The sequence below is a fragment of the Flavitalea flava genome (assembly GCF_054461575.1).
On record NZ_JBTLQH010000009.1, the window covers coordinates 198,743 to 222,903 of the forward strand.

Annotated in this window: 22 protein-coding genes; 11 read left to right on the top strand and 11 right to left on the bottom strand. The window is 45.6% G+C overall.

Going from position 1 to position 24,161, the window contains the following annotated elements; all coding sequences use genetic code 11:
* Window positions 1-12: 12 nt before the first annotated feature.
* The gene (locus ACX0G9_RS11395; RefSeq protein ID WP_459065027.1) at window positions 13-990 is read left to right on the top strand and encodes a class I SAM-dependent methyltransferase; all 978 of its coding nucleotides are present in this window, start codon (window positions 13-15) and stop codon (window positions 988-990) included.
* A gap of 64 nt (window positions 991-1,054) precedes the next feature.
* Here ACX0G9_RS11395 and ACX0G9_RS11400 read toward each other — a convergent pair whose 3' ends face one another.
* Window positions 1,055-2,332 (bottom strand): O-antigen ligase family protein, encoded by a 1,278-nt coding sequence (locus tag ACX0G9_RS11400; RefSeq protein WP_459065028.1) that lies wholly within the window; start codon window positions 2,330-2,332, stop codon window positions 1,055-1,057.
* 238 nt (window positions 2,333-2,570) lie between these two features.
* Between ACX0G9_RS11400 and ACX0G9_RS11405 the strand changes: the two genes are divergently transcribed.
* Window positions 2,571-4,373: an ABC transporter ATP-binding protein gene (locus tag ACX0G9_RS11405; protein WP_459065029.1), complete on the top strand. Its 1,803-nt coding sequence runs from the start codon at window positions 2,571-2,573 to the stop codon at window positions 4,371-4,373.
* A gap of 28 nt (window positions 4,374-4,401) precedes the next feature.
* Here the strand turns inward: ACX0G9_RS11405 and ACX0G9_RS11410 are convergent, their stop codons facing one another.
* Window positions 4,402-5,700 (bottom strand): O-antigen ligase family protein, encoded by a 1,299-nt coding sequence (locus ACX0G9_RS11410; protein ID WP_459065030.1) that lies wholly within the window; start codon window positions 5,698-5,700, stop codon window positions 4,402-4,404.
* Between the two features lie 255 nt (window positions 5,701-5,955).
* On the opposite strand from ACX0G9_RS11410, the gene ACX0G9_RS11415 reads away from it, so the two are divergent.
* From ACX0G9_RS11415 to ACX0G9_RS11435, 5 genes are all read left to right on the top strand, one after another.
* Entirely contained in the window at window positions 5,956-6,777 is an 822-nt protein-coding gene (locus tag ACX0G9_RS11415) for a glycosyltransferase family 2 protein (RefSeq protein ID WP_459065031.1), read from the top strand.
* A gap of 36 nt (window positions 6,778-6,813) precedes the next feature.
* Window positions 6,814-7,401, top strand: coding sequence for a D-sedoheptulose-7-phosphate isomerase (locus ACX0G9_RS11420; protein WP_459065032.1), 588 nt, complete (start codon window positions 6,814-6,816; stop codon window positions 7,399-7,401).
* 14 nt (window positions 7,402-7,415) lie between these two features.
* Window positions 7,416-8,153: a nucleotidyltransferase family protein gene (locus ACX0G9_RS11425; protein ID WP_459065033.1), complete on the top strand. Its 738-nt coding sequence runs from the start codon at window positions 7,416-7,418 to the stop codon at window positions 8,151-8,153.
* Window positions 8,154-8,170: 17 nt separating this feature from the next.
* Window positions 8,171-9,241: a GHMP family kinase ATP-binding protein gene (locus tag ACX0G9_RS11430; protein WP_459065034.1), complete on the top strand. Its 1,071-nt coding sequence runs from the start codon at window positions 8,171-8,173 to the stop codon at window positions 9,239-9,241.
* Between the two features lie 66 nt (window positions 9,242-9,307).
* On the top strand, window positions 9,308-9,730 hold the full coding sequence (locus ACX0G9_RS11435; protein WP_459065035.1) for a DUF983 domain-containing protein: 423 nt from the start codon (window positions 9,308-9,310) through the stop codon (window positions 9,728-9,730).
* Window positions 9,731-9,886: 156 nt separating this feature from the next.
* Here the strand turns inward: ACX0G9_RS11435 and ACX0G9_RS11440 are convergent, their stop codons facing one another.
* The 5 genes from ACX0G9_RS11440 to ACX0G9_RS11460 form a co-directional block, all read right to left on the bottom strand.
* Window positions 9,887-11,740 (bottom strand): tetratricopeptide repeat-containing sensor histidine kinase, encoded by a 1,854-nt coding sequence (locus ACX0G9_RS11440; protein ID WP_459065036.1) that lies wholly within the window; start codon window positions 11,738-11,740, stop codon window positions 9,887-9,889.
* Between the two features lie 58 nt (window positions 11,741-11,798).
* A complete protein-coding gene (locus tag ACX0G9_RS11445; protein WP_459065037.1) occupies window positions 11,799-12,443 on the bottom strand; it encodes a response regulator transcription factor in 645 nt (214 codons plus the stop codon).
* A gap of 124 nt (window positions 12,444-12,567) precedes the next feature.
* Window positions 12,568-13,746, bottom strand: a complete 1,179-nt coding sequence (locus ACX0G9_RS11450) for a thiolase family protein (RefSeq protein WP_459065038.1) — start codon at window positions 13,744-13,746, stop codon at window positions 12,568-12,570.
* Between the two features lie 162 nt (window positions 13,747-13,908).
* On the bottom strand, window positions 13,909-14,367 hold the full coding sequence (locus ACX0G9_RS11455) for a hypothetical protein (RefSeq protein ID WP_459065039.1): 459 nt from the start codon (window positions 14,365-14,367) through the stop codon (window positions 13,909-13,911).
* Between the two features lie 56 nt (window positions 14,368-14,423).
* Window positions 14,424-14,708, bottom strand: a complete 285-nt coding sequence (locus ACX0G9_RS11460) for a hypothetical protein (protein ID WP_459065040.1) — start codon at window positions 14,706-14,708, stop codon at window positions 14,424-14,426.
* Between the two features lie 430 nt (window positions 14,709-15,138).
* Between ACX0G9_RS11460 and ACX0G9_RS11465 the strand changes: the two genes are divergently transcribed.
* Entirely contained in the window at window positions 15,139-16,263 is a 1,125-nt protein-coding gene (locus ACX0G9_RS11465; RefSeq protein WP_459065041.1) for a quinone-dependent dihydroorotate dehydrogenase, read from the top strand.
* On the opposite strand, the gene ACX0G9_RS11470 is transcribed toward ACX0G9_RS11465, so the two are convergent.
* Entirely contained in the window at window positions 16,237-16,812 is a 576-nt protein-coding gene (locus ACX0G9_RS11470; protein ID WP_459065042.1) for an outer membrane beta-barrel protein, read from the bottom strand. The genes ACX0G9_RS11465 and ACX0G9_RS11470 overlap by 27 nt on opposite strands.
* Before the next feature lie 160 nt (window positions 16,813-16,972).
* On the opposite strand from ACX0G9_RS11470, the gene ACX0G9_RS11475 reads away from it, so the two are divergent.
* Both ACX0G9_RS11475 and lspA read left to right on the top strand, forming a co-directional pair.
* Complete coding sequence (locus ACX0G9_RS11475; protein ID WP_459065043.1) at window positions 16,973-18,271, top strand: serine hydrolase domain-containing protein; 1,299 nt, start codon at window positions 16,973-16,975, stop codon at window positions 18,269-18,271.
* 41 nt (window positions 18,272-18,312) lie between these two features.
* The gene (gene lspA, locus ACX0G9_RS11480; RefSeq protein ID WP_459065044.1) at window positions 18,313-18,813 is read left to right on the top strand and encodes a signal peptidase II; all 501 of its coding nucleotides are present in this window, start codon (window positions 18,313-18,315) and stop codon (window positions 18,811-18,813) included.
* Here the strand turns inward: lspA and ACX0G9_RS11485 are convergent.
* Complete coding sequence (locus ACX0G9_RS11485) at window positions 18,800-20,071, bottom strand: OmpA family protein (protein WP_459065045.1); 1,272 nt, start codon at window positions 20,069-20,071, stop codon at window positions 18,800-18,802. The two genes, lspA and ACX0G9_RS11485, sit on opposite strands and share 14 nt — an antisense overlap.
* A gap of 337 nt (window positions 20,072-20,408) precedes the next feature.
* On the opposite strand from ACX0G9_RS11485, the gene ACX0G9_RS11490 reads away from it, so the two are divergent.
* On the top strand, window positions 20,409-21,182 hold the full coding sequence (locus tag ACX0G9_RS11490; RefSeq protein ID WP_459065046.1) for a TerC family protein: 774 nt from the start codon (window positions 20,409-20,411) through the stop codon (window positions 21,180-21,182).
* Window positions 21,183-21,235: 53 nt separating this feature from the next.
* On the opposite strand, the gene ACX0G9_RS11495 is transcribed toward ACX0G9_RS11490, so the two are convergent.
* Together ACX0G9_RS11495 and dnaB are read right to left on the bottom strand one after the other, a co-directional pair.
* On the bottom strand, window positions 21,236-22,012 hold the full coding sequence (locus ACX0G9_RS11495; RefSeq protein ID WP_459065047.1) for an RsmE family RNA methyltransferase: 777 nt from the start codon (window positions 22,010-22,012) through the stop codon (window positions 21,236-21,238).
* 1 nt (window position 22,013) lies between these two features.
* A complete protein-coding gene (dnaB, locus tag ACX0G9_RS11500; protein WP_459065048.1) occupies window positions 22,014-23,588 on the bottom strand; it encodes a replicative DNA helicase in 1,575 nt (524 codons plus the stop codon).
* Window positions 23,589-24,161 lie beyond the last annotated feature (573 nt).

Here is a 24,161-nt window from a genome sequence, read left to right on the forward strand (position 1 = left end):
CTCTTCCCTTTCATGAAACGATTGTTAAAAAGCGTTCTGATCCAACGCCTAACCGATTTGTTGTTGAGCCCCATCACCTTGTTCAGTGCCATCTGGTTTAAATACATAAGCACCGCTACCGCCAGACAAATGCCCATCAGTGAAAAAATTTTTATGGCCGTTGGCGTCCTGCCTTTCAGGGATCATTATTACCAACCCCTTATTAATCCATCCAAACATCTGTCCAGACCCCTGCATGAACCCAGGATATTACCGGGTATTTTTTGGAATACGGAAGAACAATTAAGCGTACTGGGGAAGTTCAGTTTTGCCGGAGAACTTCAGTCCATTCCCTTATCACAAAAAGACGCTGTTGGTTTGCAGTTCTACCTTAATAATCCATCTTTGTGCCCTTCGGATGCAGAATTTTTATACAATATGGTCCGTCTGTTCAAACCCAGAAAGTTTATTGAGATCGGCTGTGGTTATTCCACACGGATGGCCTTACAGGCAGAAAAAAAGAATCGGGAAAAGGATAACAGCCATACTTGTAGCCATATATGCATCGAGCCTTATGAAATGCCCTGGCTGGAGCAACTAGACGTGCGGGTGATCAGGAGCAAAGTAGAGGACCTGCCTTTGACCACCTTCTCCCAGCTTGAAGCCAATGATATTTTGTTCATAGATTCCTCCCATATGATCCGCCCCCAGGGAGACGTTCTGTTTGAATTCCTTCAAATCCTCCCTTCGCTTAAATCCGGTGTGCTAGTGCATGTGCATGACGTGTTTTCCCCAAGGGATTATCCGAAAGATTGGATAATAGATAAACATTGTCAGTGGAATGAGCAATATTTGCTGGAAGCATTTCTTTCCTGCAATGATCAATTCCGCATTTTAGGGGCTGTAAACCTCCTGAAAAAAGAACATAGAACGGCTTTTGAAAATAAATGCCCTAATTCCGCCAGCCGACTTGACGACGAACCCGGCTCTTTTTGGATCATCAAAAAGTAAAGTTGGTTGTACCATAACCTGGCAACTCTTCTTTCTCCTGGCAATAAAATACCGGATCCGCCTTTCATTCACCTGGCAGGAAAGGTCGTTGGTCCTCTGCCGGAGAAGTCGTGCTGTAATTGAACAGGAAAAAGCTGGAAAAAAAGAGGAAAAAAACAATTCCCTTATGCGTTTCCATCATACATTCGGTGATATTGGCAATCATAAATATTAGCGCCAGGGCAATTCCGAGAAAAAGCTTTTTCCTCCAGACCAACCACAAAAACCGGAAAAGAAAAACCAGCAGGATAACCAGACCGATATATCCATAACATAGCCAGGTATATAAATATTGGTTGTGGCTATTGTATATATCATTTGCACCCCCATCGCTAAATCCGGCCTTCACATATAGCTTTTGGAGGGAATCCTGGGCGGTGAACTGCCCCATGCCCATTATACCGCGCTCCTCTTTTATCAGGCCCCAGGCAGTTTGCCAGAATAAGATCCGGACAGCCATACCATTGTCATTATCCCTCATTCCGGAATATTTGCTGATATGAGTATATTCGATCCGCTTTTTAGCATAGGAAAATTTTTTAAACAGAAAGATCATGCCTCCGAGGAAAACGACCAAGGCAAGAATGCCTAAACCCAGCTTACGGTAAAAAACACAGGCATATCCTATAACTCCGATACCAGCGGCACAAAGAAGGAAAATGAACATTTTAGACGCCAGTAAAAAGATAAAAAGAGTAAGGTATAGCATGGAGAGGACAGCCAATAACCTGGCCTTATAGGATGCCTTATTAAAAAAATAATAATTCGCCAGTATTAGCATGCTGAACAAACAATACATGGCGAAATAGATAGCATTCAGCCCTATCGGCTTGCCGAGGTTATGATAAAACAATAGCTCAGTATTTTTACCGGCTGCCAGATAATTCAGGTAAGCATGGTACAGACAGTAAAACGATCCTGCTATATTCGACAAGACGAACGCGATCAGTATCCTCTTTACGGATCTGTTTTCAAGCCTGCCCATCGAGCCTAAAACAACAGGAAAAGCCAGCAGCGCAACATTCCTTTCCAGGAGATGCGCTGATTTGTCAGGGCTTTTCTCGAAAAGGAAATTCAGTACGACCCAGATAAAATAAGCTACCGGAATCAGCCAGGACCAAAGATTTTGCCTCCAATATCCCAGCTTTTGGCTTAAAGGGCTGCTGAATAAAACAACTACAGTTAATGCCACTATGGAATAGCTGCTCCAGTTATTATCAAATAACATGGTTACTGCTACCAATAGAAAACTTATTTCAACCAGGCCAACCTTTCCTTCCTTTTTACTTCCTGTCAGATCCATTTCACTACTTTTTTTATTAACGCAGATTACATCCCTTTAATATGCGCCATGGGCCACGCAAAGTACAGGCAAAAGCATGATAATTAAGGTATGGGGTGAAAAATAAAATACTGAGCGAAAAAAGGGAATGGAATAATCAGGTTAAACCTTCTGGGCGGTAGCGTGTTAATCTGGGGGAATTGTATCTTTAGTTCCTAAATAAATTAAACAAATTCTTAATACGGTCTAACCAAATCGCATGAAAATCCTGCTTAATTATCTCAAACCCTATAAATGGATTGTTGTCCTTGCCCTTTTACTGGCGGCCATCAACCAGTCCTTCTCCATGCTGGATCCCTATTTCTTTGGGAAATTGCTGGATAAATACGCCTCCCATCCATATGACATCGGTCATTACAGCCCCAATAAGGTATTTATTAAAACCGGAACAAGGACCCAATCGGAGTTTATATGGGGCGTTCTTGGCTTTTTGGGCATCCTGATCAGCGTTGCCATGGTGTCCCGTATTGCCAAGGCCTTCCAGGACTATTTCGGCAATGTGATCGTCCAGAAATTCGGGGCTACCATCTTTACAGATGGCCTTAGGCATTCCATGGCCCTGCCATTCAGCGAGTTCGAGGATCAGCGGAGCGGGGAAACCCTTTCCATCCTCTCTAAAGTCAGAGCGGATACCGAGAAGTTCATTTTAGCCTTTATCAATGTCCTTTTCGGTATCCTGGTAGGCGTAGTCTTCATCTCTGTCTACTCCTTCTGGCTGCATTGGTCCATTATGCCCATCTATGTACTGGGCATGATCCTGCTATCCGTCCTTACCAGTCTGCTTAGCAAAAAGATCAAGCGTATTCAAAAGAATATCGTCTCCGAAACGAATGCCCTTGCCGGCAGTACCACCGAATCCCTGCGAAATATCGAACTCGTCAAAAGTCTGGGATTGACAGAACAGGAAGTCAGCAGGCTTAATCAAAACACCTTCAAAATACTGGGCCTGGAGCTCCGAAAGGTCAAAAGTATCCGCTCACTCAACTTTATACAGGGCACTTTCGTCAACTTTCTGCGCCAATGTATTATGTTCCTTTTACTTTGGCTGGTATTCAAAGGAAGGCTCACTCCGGGTGAGGTGATGACCATGGTTTTTTACTCCTTCTTTATCTTCGGTCCTCTGCAGGAATTAGGAAATATAATTATGTTCTACCGGGAGGCCGAAGCCTCGCTGACGAATTTTGACAACCTGATGAAAAAATCCCCTGAGCTGCCACCGGCAGAAGCCAAACATCTCGGGCCGATCCGCACTCTTTCTTTCCAGGATGTCGTCTTCCGGCACCAGACTGCTCATCATAATGCCGTAGACCATATCGATTTCGATGTAAATACCGGGGAGACCATCGCCTTTGTAGGACCTTCCGGCAGCGGCAAATCTACCCTGATGAAGCTCATTGTAGGCCTTTACCGGCCTAATGAGGGAAAAATCTTCTACAATGGATTGGATGAGAACGCCATTGATTTCGATGATCTTCGCAAACAAATCGGCTTTGTTACCCAGGATACCCAGTTATTTGCGGGTACAATCAAGGAAAACCTTCTTTTCGTCAATCCTTCCGCAAGTGAAGCTGACTTGCTCGAAGCCCTGGAAAAAGCTTCGTGTATGGGTCTGTTGGAAAAAGCAGAAAAAGGAATGGATACTATGATCGGAGAAGGGGGACTAAAATTATCCGGGGGGGAAAAACAGCGTCTGTCCATAGCCAGGGCCCTTTTACGCAGACCGAAACTGCTGATCTTCGACGAAGCGACTTCCGCGCTGGACTCCCTGACGGAAGAAGATATTACCAGCACCATCCGGAAAATTTCCCTGGAAGGGAATCAGATAACCATTTTGATTGCGCATCGTTTATCTACTATACTCCACGCCGACCGGATCTACGTGCTGGAAAAAGGAGAAGTGGTAGAAACGGGTACGCACGGAAGCCTGCTGGAAGAAAAAGGTTTGTATTATGCTATGTGGCGGCAACAGATCGGGGAAAGGAAATATGCGGCCCTTAGCTGATGAAATTAGGACGAGGTTTGACAGAGTGTCACCGCTCACCCGGCGCACTCCGGATTTTCCATGCGCTGACCAGGCTTAAAAAAAAGCCCAGCATGACGCAACCTACACTCCGGTCCGGCCAGGTCTCGGTGATCATAGCCACGGCAAATGCCACGATTATGAAAAGCCCGAGTCCATCCTTCATCCGGTAACAGGCCATCAGAGGAATGATCAGATAACCCAACAAAAATATCATTAATCCGATAACCCCAAAATTACAAAGTACATCCAGATAGGTATTATGCATATTCCTTCTGGATTGAACGCCATAATTGAAATTCCTTTCCCTATAAACTTCTGTCAGTTTTTCCTGCTTGTCTCCCAGAGGTACGCCGAAGATCCAATGCTGTTTCGCCAACTCCCATCCGGAACTCCATACCACCATCCGGATTCCGGTCTCATTCCATTGGTCGGCCGTTAACGGCAAATGGAATGGATTTTCAGCTGTCTGGCTTTTGTAATTCGCATGTTTTAATTCCTTAAACCGGTCAACCGTTTTAGGAAAAAATATCATCATCAGTACTACGCCTGCCAACAACCCTATAACCAGGACGCCCCCTCCCAGAAACTTCCTGACCCGGGCATAATGCCATATTATTAAAATGAGGAAACCGGAATAAAGCGTGATAATGGCGATGCGGCTGGCCAGCATATAATGGAAGACAACCAGGAAGGCAATGCTAAGGAATACCAGGCCCTTATATTGTATGGCAAATGACTTCTTAAACAGCAGATATACATAAGTGAAAAGGGCCAGATTAACCGCCATGGCAATATAGACGGATTGCTGCCCGGTAAGCCTGGTAAGCCCCTCCCCATAGAGGGAGGCGTTATCCTGAAATTTCAGGTATTGCCCGATGGCAAAACCCATACATGCCGTGGCCGCCAAGGTTGTAAAAAAACAATAGGACAATAATATGCGATCTTTCAGCTCGCTCCTGATATATAATAAGCCTATACACAAAGGGAAGATCAGTAAGGGAGCCCTCAATGCCAGCATGGATAAAGCTTCCTGTCGATTTTGGGAAAATAGGGCGCTGAGAAGATGGAGAAGATAAAATACGATCATCAGCATAATCTCCTTCCTTTGCCGCAGTAATTGTCTTTTTTCAACCAGTGAATTGTAGAAGCAGCTATGCATCACAGTAGCGCCTATCAGAATGTTGTTGATAACAGGCATATCCGGCAGAAATAAGCTAAGAAAAAATACAGAAATCAGCCAATATAATATCTTTTCTTTTTTTTCAAATACCCTTCCCGTAAGATCCAATAAAAGCAGCGATTTCATGAATTACATAATTTTACCATTCGGATTTCAACTTTCCGGCCACGATGGTTTAATTTCATCATTTGGCGGTTTTGCACAAAAATACAAGTCTGGACCTTACGGACAATTAAATGCTAAGGTTTGAAAGCCTCATTGTATCATTGTAACTTTGGTCAAAATACATTAATTTAATTAACAATACAGTACATTCCTCATGAAACTATTGGCAGGTTTGTATCGGTACATACACGACACCATCAAATTCTAAGACAATTAATGTCAACCGCTCAAACCTCAGGAAGTTTTCACCGGGAGAATGGTCTTCATGATCAGGAGCAGCCGGCATTCCTGACGGTCGTGATTATTACGTTTAACGAGGAAAAAAATATCAGCAGGTGTATGGATTCGGTCAGGGCAGTAGCAGATGAGATCATCGTAATGGATTCCTTTTCAACTGACCGGACGGCAGAGATCGTCCTGCGGATGGGGGGAAAGCTCCATCAACGGGCTTTCGATGGTTATGGGGCACAACGGAATGCTGGAACCGCAATTGCCAGCCATGATCATATCCTTTTCCTGGATGCCGATGAATTCCTTAGTGAAACGCTTAGCGAAAGCATCCTGGTAGAAAAAGAAAGGGGATTTCCGGCGGATGGCTACCTCATGAACCGGCTAAATAATTATTGCGGGAAATGGATCCATTATGGCAGCTGGTATCCCGACAGGAAACTCCGGATCCTTAGCCGGCAGAAAGGGAACTGGAACCTGGACATCGTCCATGAAAGCCTTATTCCGGATAATAGTGCCCGGATCGGGCTGTTGAATGGGGATCTGCTGCACTATGCTTATTCGACCATCGACGAACATATGGATAAAAACAACCGCTATAGCACCCTTTCCGCTCAATCCATGTACCAAAAAGGGAAAAGGGCAAATGCTGTTAAGATCGTGATCAATCCTTTCTGGGCGTTTTTTTCGGGTTATTTTCTGCGGGCTGGTTTTCTGGATGGCTTCTACGGTTGGGTGATCGCCGTAAATGTTGCCCACCTCACCTTTCTGAAATACATTAAATTATACCAACTTCAGCAAAGAAAGTGAAGATGAATTAGCAAAATCAATCGGATATTTGCACCTATGAACGGAAAAATACAATCGATCATAAGTGAGTCCATCGCCGTCAAAAATAAGACACTCAGCGATGGGCACCTGCTGAAAACCACCGGGATTATCGTGCAATTGGTAGTAGAGGCCTTACGAAAAGGCAAACGTATATACTTCTGCGGGAACGGGGGCAGTGCCGCTGACGCACAACACCTTGCCGCTGAATTTTCCGGACGTTTCTATATGGACCGCGACGCATTGCCTGCTGAAGCTCTCCACTGTAATACCTCCTACCTTACTGCTGTGGGTAATGATTACAGCTTTGATGAGATCTATGCCCGGCTGATCAAGGGAATTGCCCACCAGGGGGATGTCCTTTTCGGTCTTTCCACTTCCGGCAATTCGGTCAATATGGTAAAAGCCTTTGAAACCGCGCGGGAGAAAGGAGTAATTACCATAGGTTTCACCGGTGAAAGCGGCGGAAAATTGAAACCCCTTAGCGATCACCTCATCAATGTTCCGTCCGGCAATACGCCCAGGATCCAGGAAGTCCATATGCTGATCGGGCATATCATCTGCCAGTTGGTGGAGGAACAATATTTTACACCCCTAACTCCCTGAAGGGGATTCATAATATGATGAGTATTAAAGAGGCCATTATTCTTGCAGGAGGGTCAGGGACACGCTTACGGGGAGCTGTACCGGATCTTCCCAAGTGTATGGCACCGGTAGCCGGCAAACCTTTTCTTTCTTACCTGATCGACTATTTCCGGGAGGAAGGCATTCAACGGTTTATTTTTGCATTAGGCTATAAAAGTGAGGTAATAGAAACTTATTTAAAAGACAATCTCCCTTCGGCCAGCTACAGGATCTCGCTTGAACAAGAGCCCCTGGGAACCGGCGGAGCCATTCAACTGGCCTGTACCCTGGTATCTGATAAAACGGTTCTGGTATTGAATGGTGATAGCTTTTTCCGGATAAAGACCAGTGAGTTGGCCCATTTTCACGAAGAAAAACAGGCGGATTGCACCCTTTGCCTGAAACCGTTTGAAAATTTTGACCGTTATGGGTCGTTAACCCTCAATCCGGACCAAAGTATCCGCCACTTCCGGGAAAAAGAATTTACCCCCTCCGGGTTGATCAATGGAGGAGTCTATGCATTGGACGTCCCCCGGTTCCTGGAATGGAAAGGGCCAGAAAGATTTTCCTTCGAAAAGGATTATCTCGAAAAACATAATCTCCAAGAGGAGAACCCGGAAAAGGATTACCCGGAAACCAAACTCTTTGGATTCGTACAGGACGAATATTTTATCGATATTGGTACTCCGGAAGATTACGAACGGGCCCAGCAAGAATTTTCTATCCGGCATTAAAAGATAAAATCACGACTATGATTTACCGAAGTAAGGCTCCTTTGCGGATCGGTCTGGCCGGAGGGGGTACGGATGTAAGCCCTTACAGCGATCTGTATGGCGGGGCTATTCTCAATGTCTCTGTTTCCCTGTATGCACATGCAACGATCGAGCCTTTTGAGGTATCCGGTAATGCGAATCAAAAGAAAAAAGGTACGATCATTTTGCAGGGAATCGACCGCGGGGAGGAACTGATCTTTGAGAGCGGAATGGAAGGACAGGGATTACCCATCGATGGCAAACTGGATCTGCTAAAAGGAGTAATTAACCGTATCCGAAAGGACTATCAATTGCCCGATTCCGGATTCCGGTTATCCACTTTCGTAGATGCGCCGGCGGGTTCAGGTCTCGGAACTTCCTCTACACTGGTGGTTGCCATCATCGGCGTCTTCGCGGAATGGCTGCGTTTGCCCCTGGGGGAATATGATATCGCCCATCTGGCCTATGACATCGAACGCAAGGATCTTAAAATAGCAGGCGGCAAACAGGATCAGTATGCTGCCGCCTTCGGTGGTGTGAATTATATGGAATTCTATACCGGGGACAAGGTCATTGTAAACCCTTTGCGGGTCAAACAGCAATACCTGTTCGAACTGGAGAATAACTTACTGCTTTATTATACGTCTACAAGCCGGGAGTCGGCCCGGATCATTGAGAAACAAAGTCAGAATGTGATCGATAAAAAAGAAGGATCTATCGAGGCGATGCACCAGTTGAAACACCAGGCCCAACTCATGAAAGAGGCCCTGTTAAAAGGACGCATTCACGAGATTGGAGAGATCCTGGATTTTGGTTTCCGGCAAAAACAAAAAATGGCGGAAGGTATTTCCAACAGCCTGATCGATGAGATCTATGTCCAAGCTAAAAAAGCAGGCGCCACCGGTGGAAAAATCTCCGGAGCCGGCGGGGGCGGATTCATGACTTTTTATTGCCCCGGCATTTCAAAATATGCCGTCATGGAAGCCTTAAATAAATTCGGCGGCTATTGTAAACCCTACCAGTTCACCGATCATGGATTGACGACCTGGACCATGCCCATCTCGTCTTAACAATTGGAAGAGTCCCGGGGAATCAGGAGTATCTGCGTATCTTTGCGCCTAATCAATCCAACCGGCATGCCGATACAAGACAAACCGAATTATTTCTGGAGCCTGTTTACGATGAAATGCCCTCGTTGCCGGAGAGGGTCCATGTTTTCCAACCCCAATGCCTGGAATTTAAAAGAAACGTTGAAAATGCCGGAGAAATGCGCTGAATGCAGACAGCATTTCGAACTGGAAGTGGGTTTCTGGTATGGAACCGGCTACGTCAGCTATGCCTTATCTTTTGGTCTATCGGTAACCAGTTTTATTGCCTGGTGGGTCCTCATCGGCGTGTCCACGGAGGATAACCGTTTCTTTTGGTGGATGGGGATCAATGCCTTTTTCCTGATCCTGCTCCAGCCCTGGATCATGCGGTTGAGCCGGGTAATCTATCTTTATTTTTTCGTTTCTTACGATGCGGATTACAAGAACACCCCTGTTAAAAATTTAGAGTAGGGTTTGGCCGACTGCTGCGGGGTTTCTTTGAAAATATAATCCCCTAAAGGATCTTCATTAAAAAAGCCCTCCGGGAAATACCGGAAGGCCTTTACAAACTATGCGATTGGGTTAGTAAAACTCCATTACTAACGGTAAAAATTTCATATTAGTATTTTACTTCTTAAGAATAACGGTGAAAACGGAACCATTTCCCAGGGAACTTTCACAGGAGATCTGACCATTCAGCTCTTCGACGATCCTTTTGACGATGGCCAGGCCGAGACCGGTGGAGACTTCGCCAGCTGTCGGCTGGGAGGAGATCTTGCTGTATTTGGAGAAAAGATGGGGTAACTCTTCTTTCTCGATGCCCACGCCTTCATCCCTTACCTTGATACTCACGGCATCTTTTTCTTCGCTGACGCTCATCCAAACATTCTTGCCGGTAGTCGTATACTTGATCGCATTGGATAACAAATTCTCCAGCATACGGCTCAGCAATTGCCGGTCGCTGAGGAAATAAAGGGACTTCTCCGGAAGATCCAGGTTCAGCTGAATACTCTTTTTAGAAGCGATTGGTGCAAAATTCTCTATAATGGATTCCGCAAAGATCTTAAGATCCAGGTTCTCCAGCTGTACCTTATGCTGATTGGTCTGCGCCTTTTCAACATCGAGAATATGGCGTATCAGTTTTTCCCCATAATTGGTAGCCTGTTCGATACGGCTCAAAGCTTTTTTCTGTTCCGGGGTAAGGTTATCCTGTCCGGATTGCATCAACTGATTCCACATGCCGATACTCGCAAAAGGAGTACTGAGGTCATGGGATACGATGCTGATCAGGGAATTTTTTTCATAATTCAATTCCGACAACCGTTCATTCTGCCGCATGACCAGGTCATTGGTTGCCTGTAATTTCCGGTTTACATTCCGTTTGGTGATAAAGGCCATGGCAGCCGCAACGGCAACGAGTAAAAGGCTGATGGCCATGATCATCATGATCCGGTTATGGAATCGCTGCTGGGTTATTTCAGCCTGCAGCAATAGTTTTTCATTCTCCCTTTTCCTGGCCATATATTTCTCCTCCAGTTCGGCAATAGACTTATAGGTTTCCCCATTCACCAGCGAAGTATCCATTTCATACCAGTCCCTTTGGAATTCGTAGGCCTTTTTGTAATCTCCCCTATGCTGGTATAATTTGGAAAGGATCTGATAACTATCCGATCGTTTGCTTTTGGAATCAAGCTGTCCGGCAAGGGACAGGGACAGATCGCCGAATTTGGAGGCTGAATCATAAGTTCCTTTTTCCGTATAAGCATCAGCCAGGTTCAATGCATCCAGCCAAAGATTGGGTAGCCTGTCGGGCAATTCTTTTGCTGCCAGGTGCCGGTTGTAATTGTTACGGAAATAGAACAGGGCCTGCTCATAATTCTTTTTGGAATAATAGATAGTACCCATGTTATTATAGAGGGAAGAAATATCTTCCAGGCCCTTATCATCCAGGGGCTTTCCAATGCGTAATCCTTCCTGCAGAAAATAAAGGGCGCTATCGTGGAGGCCTATCCGGTTATAGATGGCGCCCAGGTTAGTATACGTGGCGACGAGCGACTTGGCATCTCCCCGTTGTTTGTTCAGTTTCACGCATTCCAGGTATACTTCCAGGGCCTTCTGAGGTTGTTTCATATCATCCTGGTATATCACGGCCAGGTCGGTCAGGGCATTGATCTGGTAATTGATAGAATTGAGCTTGCGGGCCGCATCGAGGGTTTGCAGATAATAATCTATGGCATTTTCATATTCTCCCTTATTCTCATAATAAAACCCGTACAAACGGAGGGCCAGGATCTTTCCCTGGGGGAATGCCGCCTGCTCATAAGACCGGTTGATGAAGGAGGCAAAATACAAAATGGAGTCAACATCCGCTTCGGTAAAATTCAGGGCTTTTGCATAATAGCGTTTCAGGGCAGCGGAATCTGCCTGGGCAAAAAGGGATGGGGTGTAAAGTAAAAAAAAGAAGAAGAATAAACGCTTCACAGACTATGACTATTCATTTACTCCCAAGATAATGATCTTTCCGGTTCCCGCGGGGTCTTTAATCGATCAATTTATGTTTGAGGGCGAACTTGACCAATCCTACGGTATTGTTGACCCCCAATTTGGCGATCAGGTTCTTCCGGTGGGTTTCCACGGTGCTTACGCTCAGGAACAATTTTTCTGCGATCTCGGCATTGCTGTATTCCCGGCAGATCAGCTTCAATACCTCCAGTTCCCGGCGGGAAAGGATCTCGTCGATCTGTTTATCCTCGATAGTGATCGTACTGCGGAAATCTTCCTCGCGGTCTCCGATATTGATGTCTTTACTGAAATAACTTCCCCCTCCATGAACCGTATGAAGGGCCGTTACCAGCTCGGCCAGAGCGGCATTCTTCAAAACATAACCCTGGATCTTGTGACGGGTGAGTTTATGGACATAACGGGTTCCGCGGAGCAAGGTAAGATAAATGACCTTCAGATCGGGCCGGAGCGCCCGGATCGCCATTAACAATTCTTCCTCTACCATATCGGGCAGATAGACATCCAGCAACAGAATATCTGTTTCCAGGTTGGGAAGTTCCGCTAACAGACCCTTTGCCGATGAGGCCGTACCCGCAACCCGGATACCCTCCTGTTTGGCCAGCAATAATGCCAGGCCTTCCATATACATTTCATGATCATCCGTAATAAATACTCGAATCATCTGCTTATTAGATTCGTTTAAGGGAATTGTTTTGGCCAATTAATTGTCAAACGCCTCCCGAAAACAGTTTCAGCTTGCGACTAGTCAGGCTTTTAACAACCCAGCAAGATAAGGTTTTCCTTGCTTAATTCATATTTTCTATAATACCGGCTATCCCCTGGCCTCCTCCAACGCAGGCCGTAACGATCCCAAATTTCTTATTTAACCGCTTCATTTCGTGGGTTAACTGGATGGTAAGCTTGGTTCCGGTACAGCCCAGGGGATGGCCCAGGGCAATGGCGCCACCGTTTATATTCACAATTGCCGGATCGATGCCCAGCTCTCTGATGACAGCCAGGGCCTGTGAGGCAAATGCCTCGTTCAACTCAACCAGATCGATCTGACCCAGGCTCATTCCGGCCTGTTTCAGCGCCTTGGGAACGGCTTCCACCGGTCCGATACCCATGATCCGGGGATGTACCCCCGCGCTGGCGCAGGCTATCAGCCTGGCAATCGGTTTCAAACCCAGCTCTTTGACCATATTTTCACCCATGACCACCACAAAGGCGGCCCCATCGCTGGTCTGGGAAGAATTTCCGGCAGTAATACAGCCACCTGCCGCAAAAACCGGCTTCAGTTTGGCCAGGGCCTGGATAGAGGTATCTTCCCGGGGGCCTTCGTCTGTATCTACCGTATAACTTCTTTTTTGACGTTTGCCTTTTTCATCCACATAAACTTCCTCCACCTGGACAGGCAGAATCCCAGGTTTGAAAAAGCCATTCCTGATAGCATTGATCGCCTTCTGATGGGATTGAAAAGAAAATTGATCCTGGTCTTCCCGGTTAACCTTAAATTCCTTGGCCACCGCTTCGGCAGTAAGTCCCATATTCAGGTAATAATCAGGTTCTTCTGAGGCAATAGAGTAGGCAGGGACCGTTTTCCAACCCGCCTGGGGTACCATGCTCATGCTTTCAGTGCCCCCGGCAATGATACAATCCGCCTGGCCGGAACGGATTTTGGCAGTAGCGATGGCGATCGTCTCCAATCCGCTGGCACAATACCGGTTCACCGTTACCCCCGGCGCATGGATTCCTACGGCCCGGGCTGCAATGATCCGACCTACCTGGAGGCCTTGTTCGGCTTCCGGAACGGCATTACCCACGATAACATCATCTACCCTTTTGGGGTCCAGGCCAGGAACGGAAGCTAACAGCCCTTTAATGACCGTTACGGCCAGATCGTCAGGGCGATAAAAACGGAGTTTTCCCCTTTTGGACTTTCCTACCGCGGTACGGAAACCGGCTACGATATAAGCGTCTTGCATATGAGATTTTTTATAATTAATAACCCAGATCTGCCCGGGTTGGGCAGGCGACGGGTCGTTAGCGTCGAAAAAGGTTGTCTATGCAACTTTATATATCAAAGTTAAGATTTCCGGGGGAAATGGCCTACATCTTCATTAATCACTTTTATGCTTGGGAAATGATTATCGGTGCCAGTAAGAAAGGGGATGAAACTTACTAGAATCCTCGTTATTTCTCACCACGGAATACCCCGTTAATTTGTCTAAAGGAAACAAATTCGAAGGGCCGAATAGTAAATTTAAATGAATCTCTTTTATTCGTGCGGTATCATTGGCGCTTGAATAGACAGGGACTCTTACCAGTTTCTGACCAAGGCTATTATAAAGCTCTTTAATTTCTATAACCGGGGAAATCCCTTTTTGATAATTGTCAAAATAGCCTTTGCATCTTTTAACATCAAATTCAATCATCTCTCTATCCAAGCCATTATCACGAATTAATGAAATAAATTTTTCTGAATTTCCCTCCTGAATGGCAGCTACGGCTCTGGTTGCAGTATTTAATATTTTTTCGTTGGTGGTTTGGGATTTACAACTTGAGAATAGTAGGATTAGAAAAATGATGTTATGGATACGAATCATTGTTATTCAAGTTTTAGGTAAAGGTTTATGAATTTCCTTGAGATTTTTTTAAAATTCTAAAGAATAGGTTTCAATGCCTCTAATTCATCCTTTATCCATTTAGTGTAATATTCGACTCCTAATGTATTTTGGGTAGCGACATCATATTTACTTTCCTCTTCGTTACATTCCTCTAGCATTTTTTCATACTTTTCCTTGAAGGCTGTAAAAAAGTCGTGAAAATCTACTATACCGGATTCATTAATGCTCTTTTTTAACCTTAATGCAAAAATCTCTCCCATATCAAAATGTCCTTGTTCATGCTGCAGAACTGGAATTGTCTTAATCTTTATCCATGACAATTTCCTTGAAAAAACAGCAAATACATCAATTTTAGGTTTCCCTTCTTCAAATATATTTTATATCTTATAGAATAAGAACATATTGCCAAGGTATCGATTGATGATTCGTCTTTTTTTTGTGGAACACTCTGAAAATCCTCAAATGTCAGTCTATAATTCTGCGTCCATGTAATTATGGTATCGCTTTGGGATTCAGAATTTATTTCAATTGAATTATACTCAAAATTTTTAGCACTCCAGCTAGCTATAAAATAATACCCGCTAATAAAAATAGTTGCAAAAAAAATCCTTTCATATATAAATATTCAACAAAAAATAACCTACACTCTGGAAATACCCATAGACCAAAATACCGCAGTTAAATATAATGCATCGGTCTTTTTAAACCGCACCCGCTCAAAAACTTCAAAAAGTTTATCTTCGCGCCGTTATGTATAAAATTCTCCGGACCATACTGTTCTTTTTTCCGCCAGAGGGCGTGCATTATTTTTCCATGAACGCGCTCAGGCTGGCTTGTACCTGGAGCTGGTCCAGGAAGTTGGCTGGCTGGTGCTGCCATCCCGACGAAGAAACAAAATCCCTGAAACAGGAAGTCTTTGGTCTTTCCTTTCGTAATCTGGTTGGATTAGGGGCGGGATTTGACAAAAATGCGCGCTACCTGCGGGAACTGGATGTTCTGGGATTTGGATTTGTAGAGATTGGAACCGTTACTCCCCTGGCACAGGCAGGGAATGAAAAGCAGAGACTTTTCCGCTTACCCGAAGACCAGGCCCTGATCAACCGGATGGGATTTAATAATGACGGGGTTAAGGTGGTCGCGGAAAGATTGAAGAAATGGCGGGAACGTAGCAACCAGGTAGGCTCCGGGCAGGAAGGCGCAAACAAACAGGCCAAACCGCAGGCTTGTCCGCTGATCATTGGCGGAAATATCGGAAAGAACAAGGTCACTCCCAATGAAAATGCCTGGCAGGATTACGAGATCTGTTTCCGCGAATTATTCCCTTATGTGGATTATTTTGTGGTGAATGTAAGTTCGCCCAATACGCCAGGTCTGCGCGAACTCCAGGAAAAGGAATCTCTGCGGAAAATATTAACCAATCTGCAAGGGATCAACCTTGAACTTAGCCGGCAAGAAGGTATACCACAAAGACCCCTCCTGCTAAAGATCGCACCGGATCTCACGCCGGCACAATTGGAAGAGGTGATTGAACTTGCCCTGGAGATACGGTTGGATGGCCTGGTAGCAGCCAATACGACTATTAGCCGCGAAAAACTGTTAAGTACCGCGGCACATCTGGAAACAATCGGGGCCGGTGGCTTAAGCGGAGCTCCACTAAAAGAAAAATCGACGGAGATGGTGCGTACGATCCATAAAAAAACATATGGGACGATCCCACTTATCGCCTCCGGAGGGATTTTCACCGGAGAAGATGCAATGGATAAACTGGAGGCCGGCGCATCGCTGGTACAGGTTTGGACGGGTTTTATCTATGAAGGTCCGTTTATCACCCGCAGGATCTGCGCCAAATTATTGACCCTTCATCGTAGCCTTTAACTTTTTACCCGGCAAATAGATCTGAAATCCAACACCCAGTACGAGGTTGCTGGAAGTTACACTGGAGCCGAATCCAATGATACCATTATATTTCAGGAGACATTCCAGGCCAATGTTCGGCGTAACAAAATAAGCGATTCCCGGTCCGAAACCCAGACCGAGCCCATTCGTGTTATCTCCATGCGCAGGGTTTACCCCTTGTATACCAACCGTACCCTCCAGAAAAAAATTGGTGTGCCGTAGTACCGTAATGGAATTATCAACGATATAATACCTTCCCAAAGCACCAATACCATAATTGATATTGGAACCGGCACCTTTTTCCGTTTGCAATTGAAAATTCAGATAGCCCCCTATCGCAACGTGATCCTGGATAAACCAGGCTGCCTTGGGATCGATGGTCATCGTAAACGTTTTGGGATCGTTGAGCGTGAAACTAAAATTGGAGATATCTCCCCCTACCATAACATTCCCTTTTGAGATCTGAGCATGGGCTGCATAGATACCACAGAACATGACAATACCCATTAAAAGAAGAAATCTTTTCATAACTTGATTTTTAAGGTTGAAAAATTGCGTTTTGTCTTATCTTAAGGGAATAGGGGAGTCGTCTGATTGCAGACAGTTGGTGAAAGGAATAAGGGCATAATCAGACCGGTCAAAGCTGACACAAATATACAAATCTTTCATATATAATACTCACCAGTACATGAGAAAATCGTCAGTAATTAATCACCGTAAGTTTTTACCAGCTTACCTTTTTCCCTTTGGAGTTCCCGTCCTGAGGATGCTCGCGGGGAAAATGCTCGCCGTGAGATTGCTTGTCCTTGGGATGTTTGCAGTTTTATTCGTGGAAGGACAAAACGTAACAGGATCGGAAAGATTCCTCAGGCGTTTGGATGGATCAAAAATCTCCAACGTACAGCTAACAGAGAGGATCAACCGCCTGATGGATACGGCCAAGGTCACCGGGCTCTCCATCACCGTATTTAATAAAAACAAACCTGTTTATACCGGAACATTCGGATACGCCGATGTTACAACCGGTCAAAAACTGGACAGCGCGGCCATATGGTGGTCCTGTTCCTTCAGCAAGGCAGTATTCGCCTATTATGCCATGAAGCTCGTCGATAAAGGGGTGCTCAATCTGGACACGCCCCTCGTACACTATTTAAACAAACCGCTTTACGAATATACATTCACCAAAAAAAGTCGTGGTTATAAAGATATAAAGGAAGACAAACGTTTCGAAAAGATAACGGCCAGAATGTGTCTCGATCATACGACCGGATTACCAAACTACCGGGGTTATGAGCCTGATGGGAAATTGCGTATCCATGCCGACCCGGGCACCCGTTATTCTTATTCGGGAGAGGGGATTTATTTATTGCAATTCGTATTGGAACAGATCACGGGAAAAGATTTCGAGAACAGTATTCAGGAAGAAGTACTACGGCCATTAGGCATGGTCCATAGCAGTTATATCTGGCAGCCCGCATTCGATGGAAATCATTGCGTAGGTCACGACTCCCTGCAACATGCCTATGTATTCGATGCCCGAACAGTATCCCATGCGGCGGGCTCTTTATACACAACGATCGGGGATTTCTCTCTTTTTTACGAGGCTCTTTTGAATCAGCGGGGTCTTAGCGCTAAAAGTTTCCGGGAATTATTCCGGCCTCAAATCCCCATTTTATCCAAACAACAATTCGGTCCGAATGCCAGGGTGGACGAACGGGATGAAAAAACGACATCCCTCTTCTATGGGCTAGGCTTTGGATTAATAAAAACCCCCTATGGAACGGCCTTCTTTAAGGAAGGCCATAGTGAAGGCTGGGGTCATTATTCGATTGGGTTTCCCGATAAAGGGATAGCTGTCATTATCATGACCAACAGCGACCAGGGTGAAAGTATTTTTAAGGAATTATTGCAAACTGCCATTGGTGATAGCTATACCCCCTGGTTCTGGGATAATTATATCCCTTATAACATAAAAAAAGCGCCTTGACTGACCCTATTTGGCTAATTTAGACAGGCAAAGCGCTTTTTATGCAAAAATGGTATAAGATCATCTTTTTCTGTACGCTGGCATTCGTCTTCATTGGTTGTGACCGCATCACCAAGACGCTGGCAAAAGAACAGCTTATGAATAAAGAAGCTCGTTCATTTTTCCACGATACCTTCCGGTTGGAATACATCGAAAATACCGGGGCTGCGCTGGGATTTGGCGAGAACTTATCTAAAACCGCCAATTTCTGGTTGCTGAGCGTACTTCCTTTATGCTGCCTTTTGGTGTTATTCTTTTACGCGATCAGGAGATCAGACGAGATCCCTTTCCCAAAAATGTTCTGCCTGGCCCTGATCTTTGCCGGCGGCGTCGGGAACATTATTGACCGGATCCTTTTCGATCGTCATGTTTCCGACTTTATGAATATAGGTATCCTGCATATCAGAACGGCTATATTTAATTTTGCCGACGTATACATCACCGTGGGTATCCTGGCTTTTATTTTATTGTATCGCAGACCTTCCGGTTCTATTTCTGCCTGACATTGACCGATATCCGCCGGTCCATTTTCTTTTCTGCATCAGGGCCGTCGGCAGCTGCTTTTGCAAACTGTGAGCCATAACCTTCCGCTCCATCCAGCTGTCCCGAATTTGCGCCTGATTTATTCAAAGCACGGGTAACCGCATCGGCCCTTTTCTGCGATAATTTCATATTATCCGGTTCATTACCCGTTCTGTCGGTATATCCGCCGATCTTTATTTTCACCTTTGGATAGGCTTTTAAAATAGCCGCAATATTCTGTACCTGTTTGCCGCTCTCTTCCGTCAATTCATCACTTCCCGTCTTAAAATTCAGGTTATCGAAGTTGAACCATCTTCCTTTGCTGATGCTGTCTGCGGGGTCGGTAGAATTCAGATAGGTCACCAGTTCATCCTCGATCCCTCCCTTATAAGCATCCAATTCCGTTCCATCGGGCAGTTTGACCTTGATCGATACCGGCCCTGAATTCATGGTCGTATCGGTATTCATGGTGGCCGCCGAATCAGTGACGGCAACCGTATTCGAGGTGTTCCCGCATCCCCTTGCAAAATACCATACCAGCGCGATCACCAACACGGCCAGCAAAAGAGGCATTAACCATTTTAACCCGCCGCCCGCTTTTTCTTCTACTTCTCTTGCGGCATGGGAAACTGTTGTCGCCGATGGCCTGGCAGTCCCTGTCAGAGAAGAGACGGCTGCGCCAATAGAGCCCAGCCCCAGCAAACCGGAGAGAGAACCAAGGCCCGAAGGCAAAGCGCTAAGGATATTGTCCTTTTGTGCGGATAACATACTGGCCAGGCCACTTGCATTCAGGTTGTTTTCACTGGCGTATTTGCCGATAACTCCCAAGGTGGCCGGGGCAGCAGCGCTCATAAGCGTTGAAGCAGAGGATTCCTTGATACCCGAAAAATTTGAAATAACCCGGGTAATATCGCCCAGTTTATTACCAAAAATTCCTTTAATCGCATCCAATCCGCCTGATAATCCACCCAAGACGCCAGAACCACTCCCTCCCCCAAGCAAACCTGCCGGATTTTCTATGGAGCCGGATGAAGTGGCTTCCTTTGCCATATTCAAAATGTTAGCCGCTCCTTCTATACCAGAGGTGGCTTTGGATACCAGGCCCCCCAACAGGGAGGGTACCAGACCGGAAAGAGCCTTACTGATGGCTCCTTCATTTTCTCCTAAAGAAGAAGCCGCTTTGCTGATAAGATCCGAGGTGAACAGACCTTTCACGGTGTCGACTAAATTAAATGACATAGCGTGGGTTTTAATGATGAAAAAATTGCAATACCTACTTCGTAGTTCACTATCCGTTAATTATAATCACGTCAGGCGATTCCGGTTTAATCCAAGCTGCAAAAAAGAGGTAAGACATTGGACAATAAGCGATAGGAGAAGGGGCAATCTATTGGGGGGAGGGGTTGATAAAGAGAAAAACAAATATATAAAATGTTACTAGGTAGTAATTTAAGCAAGATTCACTAGATGTACAAAAAAAATTATAATATGTTGCACATTAATGCTGAAAAAAATGCATTTACCCAATCACCGGGAAAAGCAGGTAACCTATTTTTGTGCCTCTTAACGAAACCACATGGCCTCTTTATTTAGTCTTGAATCCTTAATAAGTCTGCTGACCCTGACGACCCTGGAAATTGTACTGGGCATCGACAATGTCATTTTTGTTTCCATCCTGATCGGACGCCTGGAGAGGGGCCGTCAACTGGAAGCGCGTCGGGCATGGATGATTGCCGGCATCCTTATCCGGTCCTTATTATTGCTGGGGATAGGCTGGCTGGTTACCAACGGGAACCAGGAGTTGTTTTCTGTATTTGGTTATGGGTTTAATCTGCGCAATATCATTATGCTGGCAGGGGGATTGTTCCTCCTTTATAAAACCGTCAAAGAAATCCATGAAAAACTGGAAAGATCGGGGCATGATGAACAATCCGCTGGTCAAAAAGCCGGAGCCGGTTTCGGAGCGATCGTGAGCCAGATCATCCTGGTGGATACCGTCTTTTCTTTTGATAGCATTATAACGGCTGTGGGTATGGCAAGACAGGTTCCGGTTATGATCACTGCCGTTATCATCGCGATGATCATTATGTTCTTTTTTTCACAAAAGATCTCCGATTATATCCACAAACGCCCTACCCTGAAAATGCTGGCACTGTCCTTTTTATTGATGGTCGGGTTCAGCCTGTTTTTCGAAGGATTGGAACCTCTTCACCATACCCATATTGACAAAGGATATATTTATTTCTCCATGGCCTTTTCTTTCGGCGTGGAGATCTTAAATTCTACCATGAAAAAGAGAGCGGAGAAAAAAGCTGCCTTAAAGGCGGGTAAAGGTCAGACCCGGTTATAAACTGAAGGATCACCGGGCAATCCAGGTTATCCAATACATATTGCCAATTCATATTATCCTATACATAAAAGCGCAGCTGCCACCATACCCGCGGTCTCCGTCCGTAAACGTGAGCCCCCCAGCGTCACCGGGATGAAGCCATGTTGGCGGGCCAATGCGATCTCAGTACCGGAAAAATCGCCCTCGGGACCGATCAGGATAAGCTGCGATGAAACAATGGTATCGTCATCATTTTCGGGTTGCACACCTTCTGCATTGGACGCGGCGGAAGTCATTGCATCTGTCAACGAAATTTTTTCTTCTTCCAGACAATGGGCTATGAACAACTGCCCGTGGCCGGCAATTTCTATAACCTGGGAAAAGGTTATCTGCGGCTGCAAAACAGGAAGCCAGGTCTGTTGGGATTGCAGCATGGCACTTACCAGAATATTCTCCATGCGATCCTGGCGAAAATGCTGTTTTTCTGTGCGCTCACAAAGAAGGGGAATGATCTCGGTAACGCCGATCTCCGTGGCCTTTTCCAGAAACCATTCGAAACGGCTGGCATTTTTCACTAAAGAAATTCCAATGGAAACTTTTCTTTCCCGCATGGGATGGTAAACTGTAGATTGTATCCTGACTAAACATTTCTTCTTATGATCATCCACGATGGAAGCCGTCAGCAAATTTCCCCTGCCATCGGTCAATTGCAGGAGTTCGCCGGGTTTCATCCGCAGGACCTGTAGGATATGGCGGGAGGTTTCTTCATTCAGTACCATCTCCTCCTTCACCGAACCGGAGCCGGGTGCAACGATGTTATCCGGGGATAGGTAAAAACAGGGCAGTGCCATATTAGAATGGAGTTTCGTCATCATCCATCGGCAGGTCATTCATTTTGCTGCCCGCCTGGATATAGAGTTTGGCGCCCCCGCCCCCTTCATTATCCTGCACCGGTTTCCAGCCTCCAGTGGCGGGCATTCCGATGCCGCCGAAATCATCCGCTCCGTATTCCGTGAATTTTTGGATATGAAGAAGGGCCCTTAATTTGATCGTTTCCAGGGAACCATTTCGATGTTTTGCAATTTTTACATGGGTCTCTCCTTTATTGCTTTCGCCCATTTCGTTGGCAGTGATCCCATAATATTCGGGCCGGTACAGGAACATAACCATATCGGCATCCTGTTCGATCGCACCCGATTCACGCAGATCGCTTAATTGAGGGATCTTGTCCCCATCCTTCCTGGATTCAACGGCACGACTCAATTGGGAAAGGGCGATAATGGGTACCTGTAATTCTTTAGCCAGCCCTTTCAGATCACGGGATATCCGGCTGATCTCCTGTTCACGATTCCCGCCTTTGGAATCTCCCGCCCCGCTCATTAACTGCAAATAGTCGATGAGGATAATACCTACATTGTGTTTATTTTTTAACCGGCGGCATTTGGCACGCAATTCAAAAATGTTCAGGGCCGGCGTATCATCGATGAAAATGGGCGCTTTAGCCAGTCTGTCGATCCCTTTTTTGTACAATTGTTTCATTTCGTGTTCTTCCAGTCTGCCCCGGGAGATCTTCTCCATGAAGATCTCGCTTTCAGCGCTGAGGATACGTTGTACCAACTGGGCGGAACTCATTTCAAGACTAAAAAAGGCAACCGCTGTCGGTTTGGTCGCATTAAGGGCGGCATTTCGGGCCAGGTTCAGGGCAAAGGCCGTTTTACCTACCGAGGGACGTGCTGCCAGCACGATAAGATCCGTTGGCTGCCAGCCATAGGTGATCCTGTCCAGGGAAGGGAATCCGCTGGGTACACCGGTAATATCAGCCTGGTTATTACGCATATCCTCGATACGCTGGATCGTTTTGACCAGGACGGAGTCGATGCTGTCAAAATTTTTGCGCAGGTGGTTATTCGTGATCTCGAACAACTTGCTTTCGGCATCATCCAGCAGATCGAACACATCCGTGCTGTCCTCATAGGCATCCCCGATGATCTCTCCGCTGATGCGTATGAGTTCACGCTGAATGAATTTCTGAAGGATGATACGGGCATGCGTTTCAATATTGGCAGAAGAAACGACCGCATTGGTGAGTTTGGTCACATAGTAAGGGCCTCCGACAAGCTCGAGCTCTTCCCTGACCTTCAATTCTTCTACGATGGTCAGAATATCAATGGGTTGGCTCTTTTGGGCCAGCCCCTGCATGGCTTTATAGATACGTTGATGGCCTTCCAGGTAAAAACATTCCGGTTTAAGGATTTCCACTACTGCGTCAAAGGCGCTTTTTTCCAGCATAATGGCCCCCAGGACGGCTTCTTCCAGTTCTTTAGCCTGAGGAGGTACTTTGCCGTAAACCATCGTGCTGAGATCCATCGAAGGTTTCCGCCTTAATTTGCTGCGATCCTTGTTCAGATTGAGATTTGTCAGGTCCATGAACTATCCGAAATAAAAAATTAAATAATAGGGTGTCAAGCAATCTGCTCCATTTAACCGGCCTATTGGTTAGATGGCCTTACTCTTAACTGAAATTCAAACGCGTCATATATATTATGAAATTGTTACGGCAACGTGAACGGAATGTTATCCCTTTGAGTCAGGAGGGCGAATATAAATCTCTCTGTCGCGTTCAAAAAAATTTTTCTTTTTCTATATTTTTCCTATAGAAATCCACAGGATTGTTAACACAAATCTACGGCTTATTAACAGCAACCCCCTTGCTTTCCACAATTTAAAAAAGTTTTCAGCCATTTTTCCATTTATATCCACACCTCCTGTGCAGAAAGATATAAGGGTAAATATTTTGCCAGGATGTCCGGAATACAGAATGCATTTTTGCAGGTTTTCAGGAGTTTTAAACGCGCAAAAAAGGCGCCCCTGGCAAGTTTTACCTTACCGGGGGCGCCTTTTTTAACCTTATTTTCTATTAGCTGATCTCTTAAATGTTCTCCTATTGTCTTTGAGGGTTTTCTCGTTTTTCACCATCCTTTTCCCGGGTAACAGGAGGTT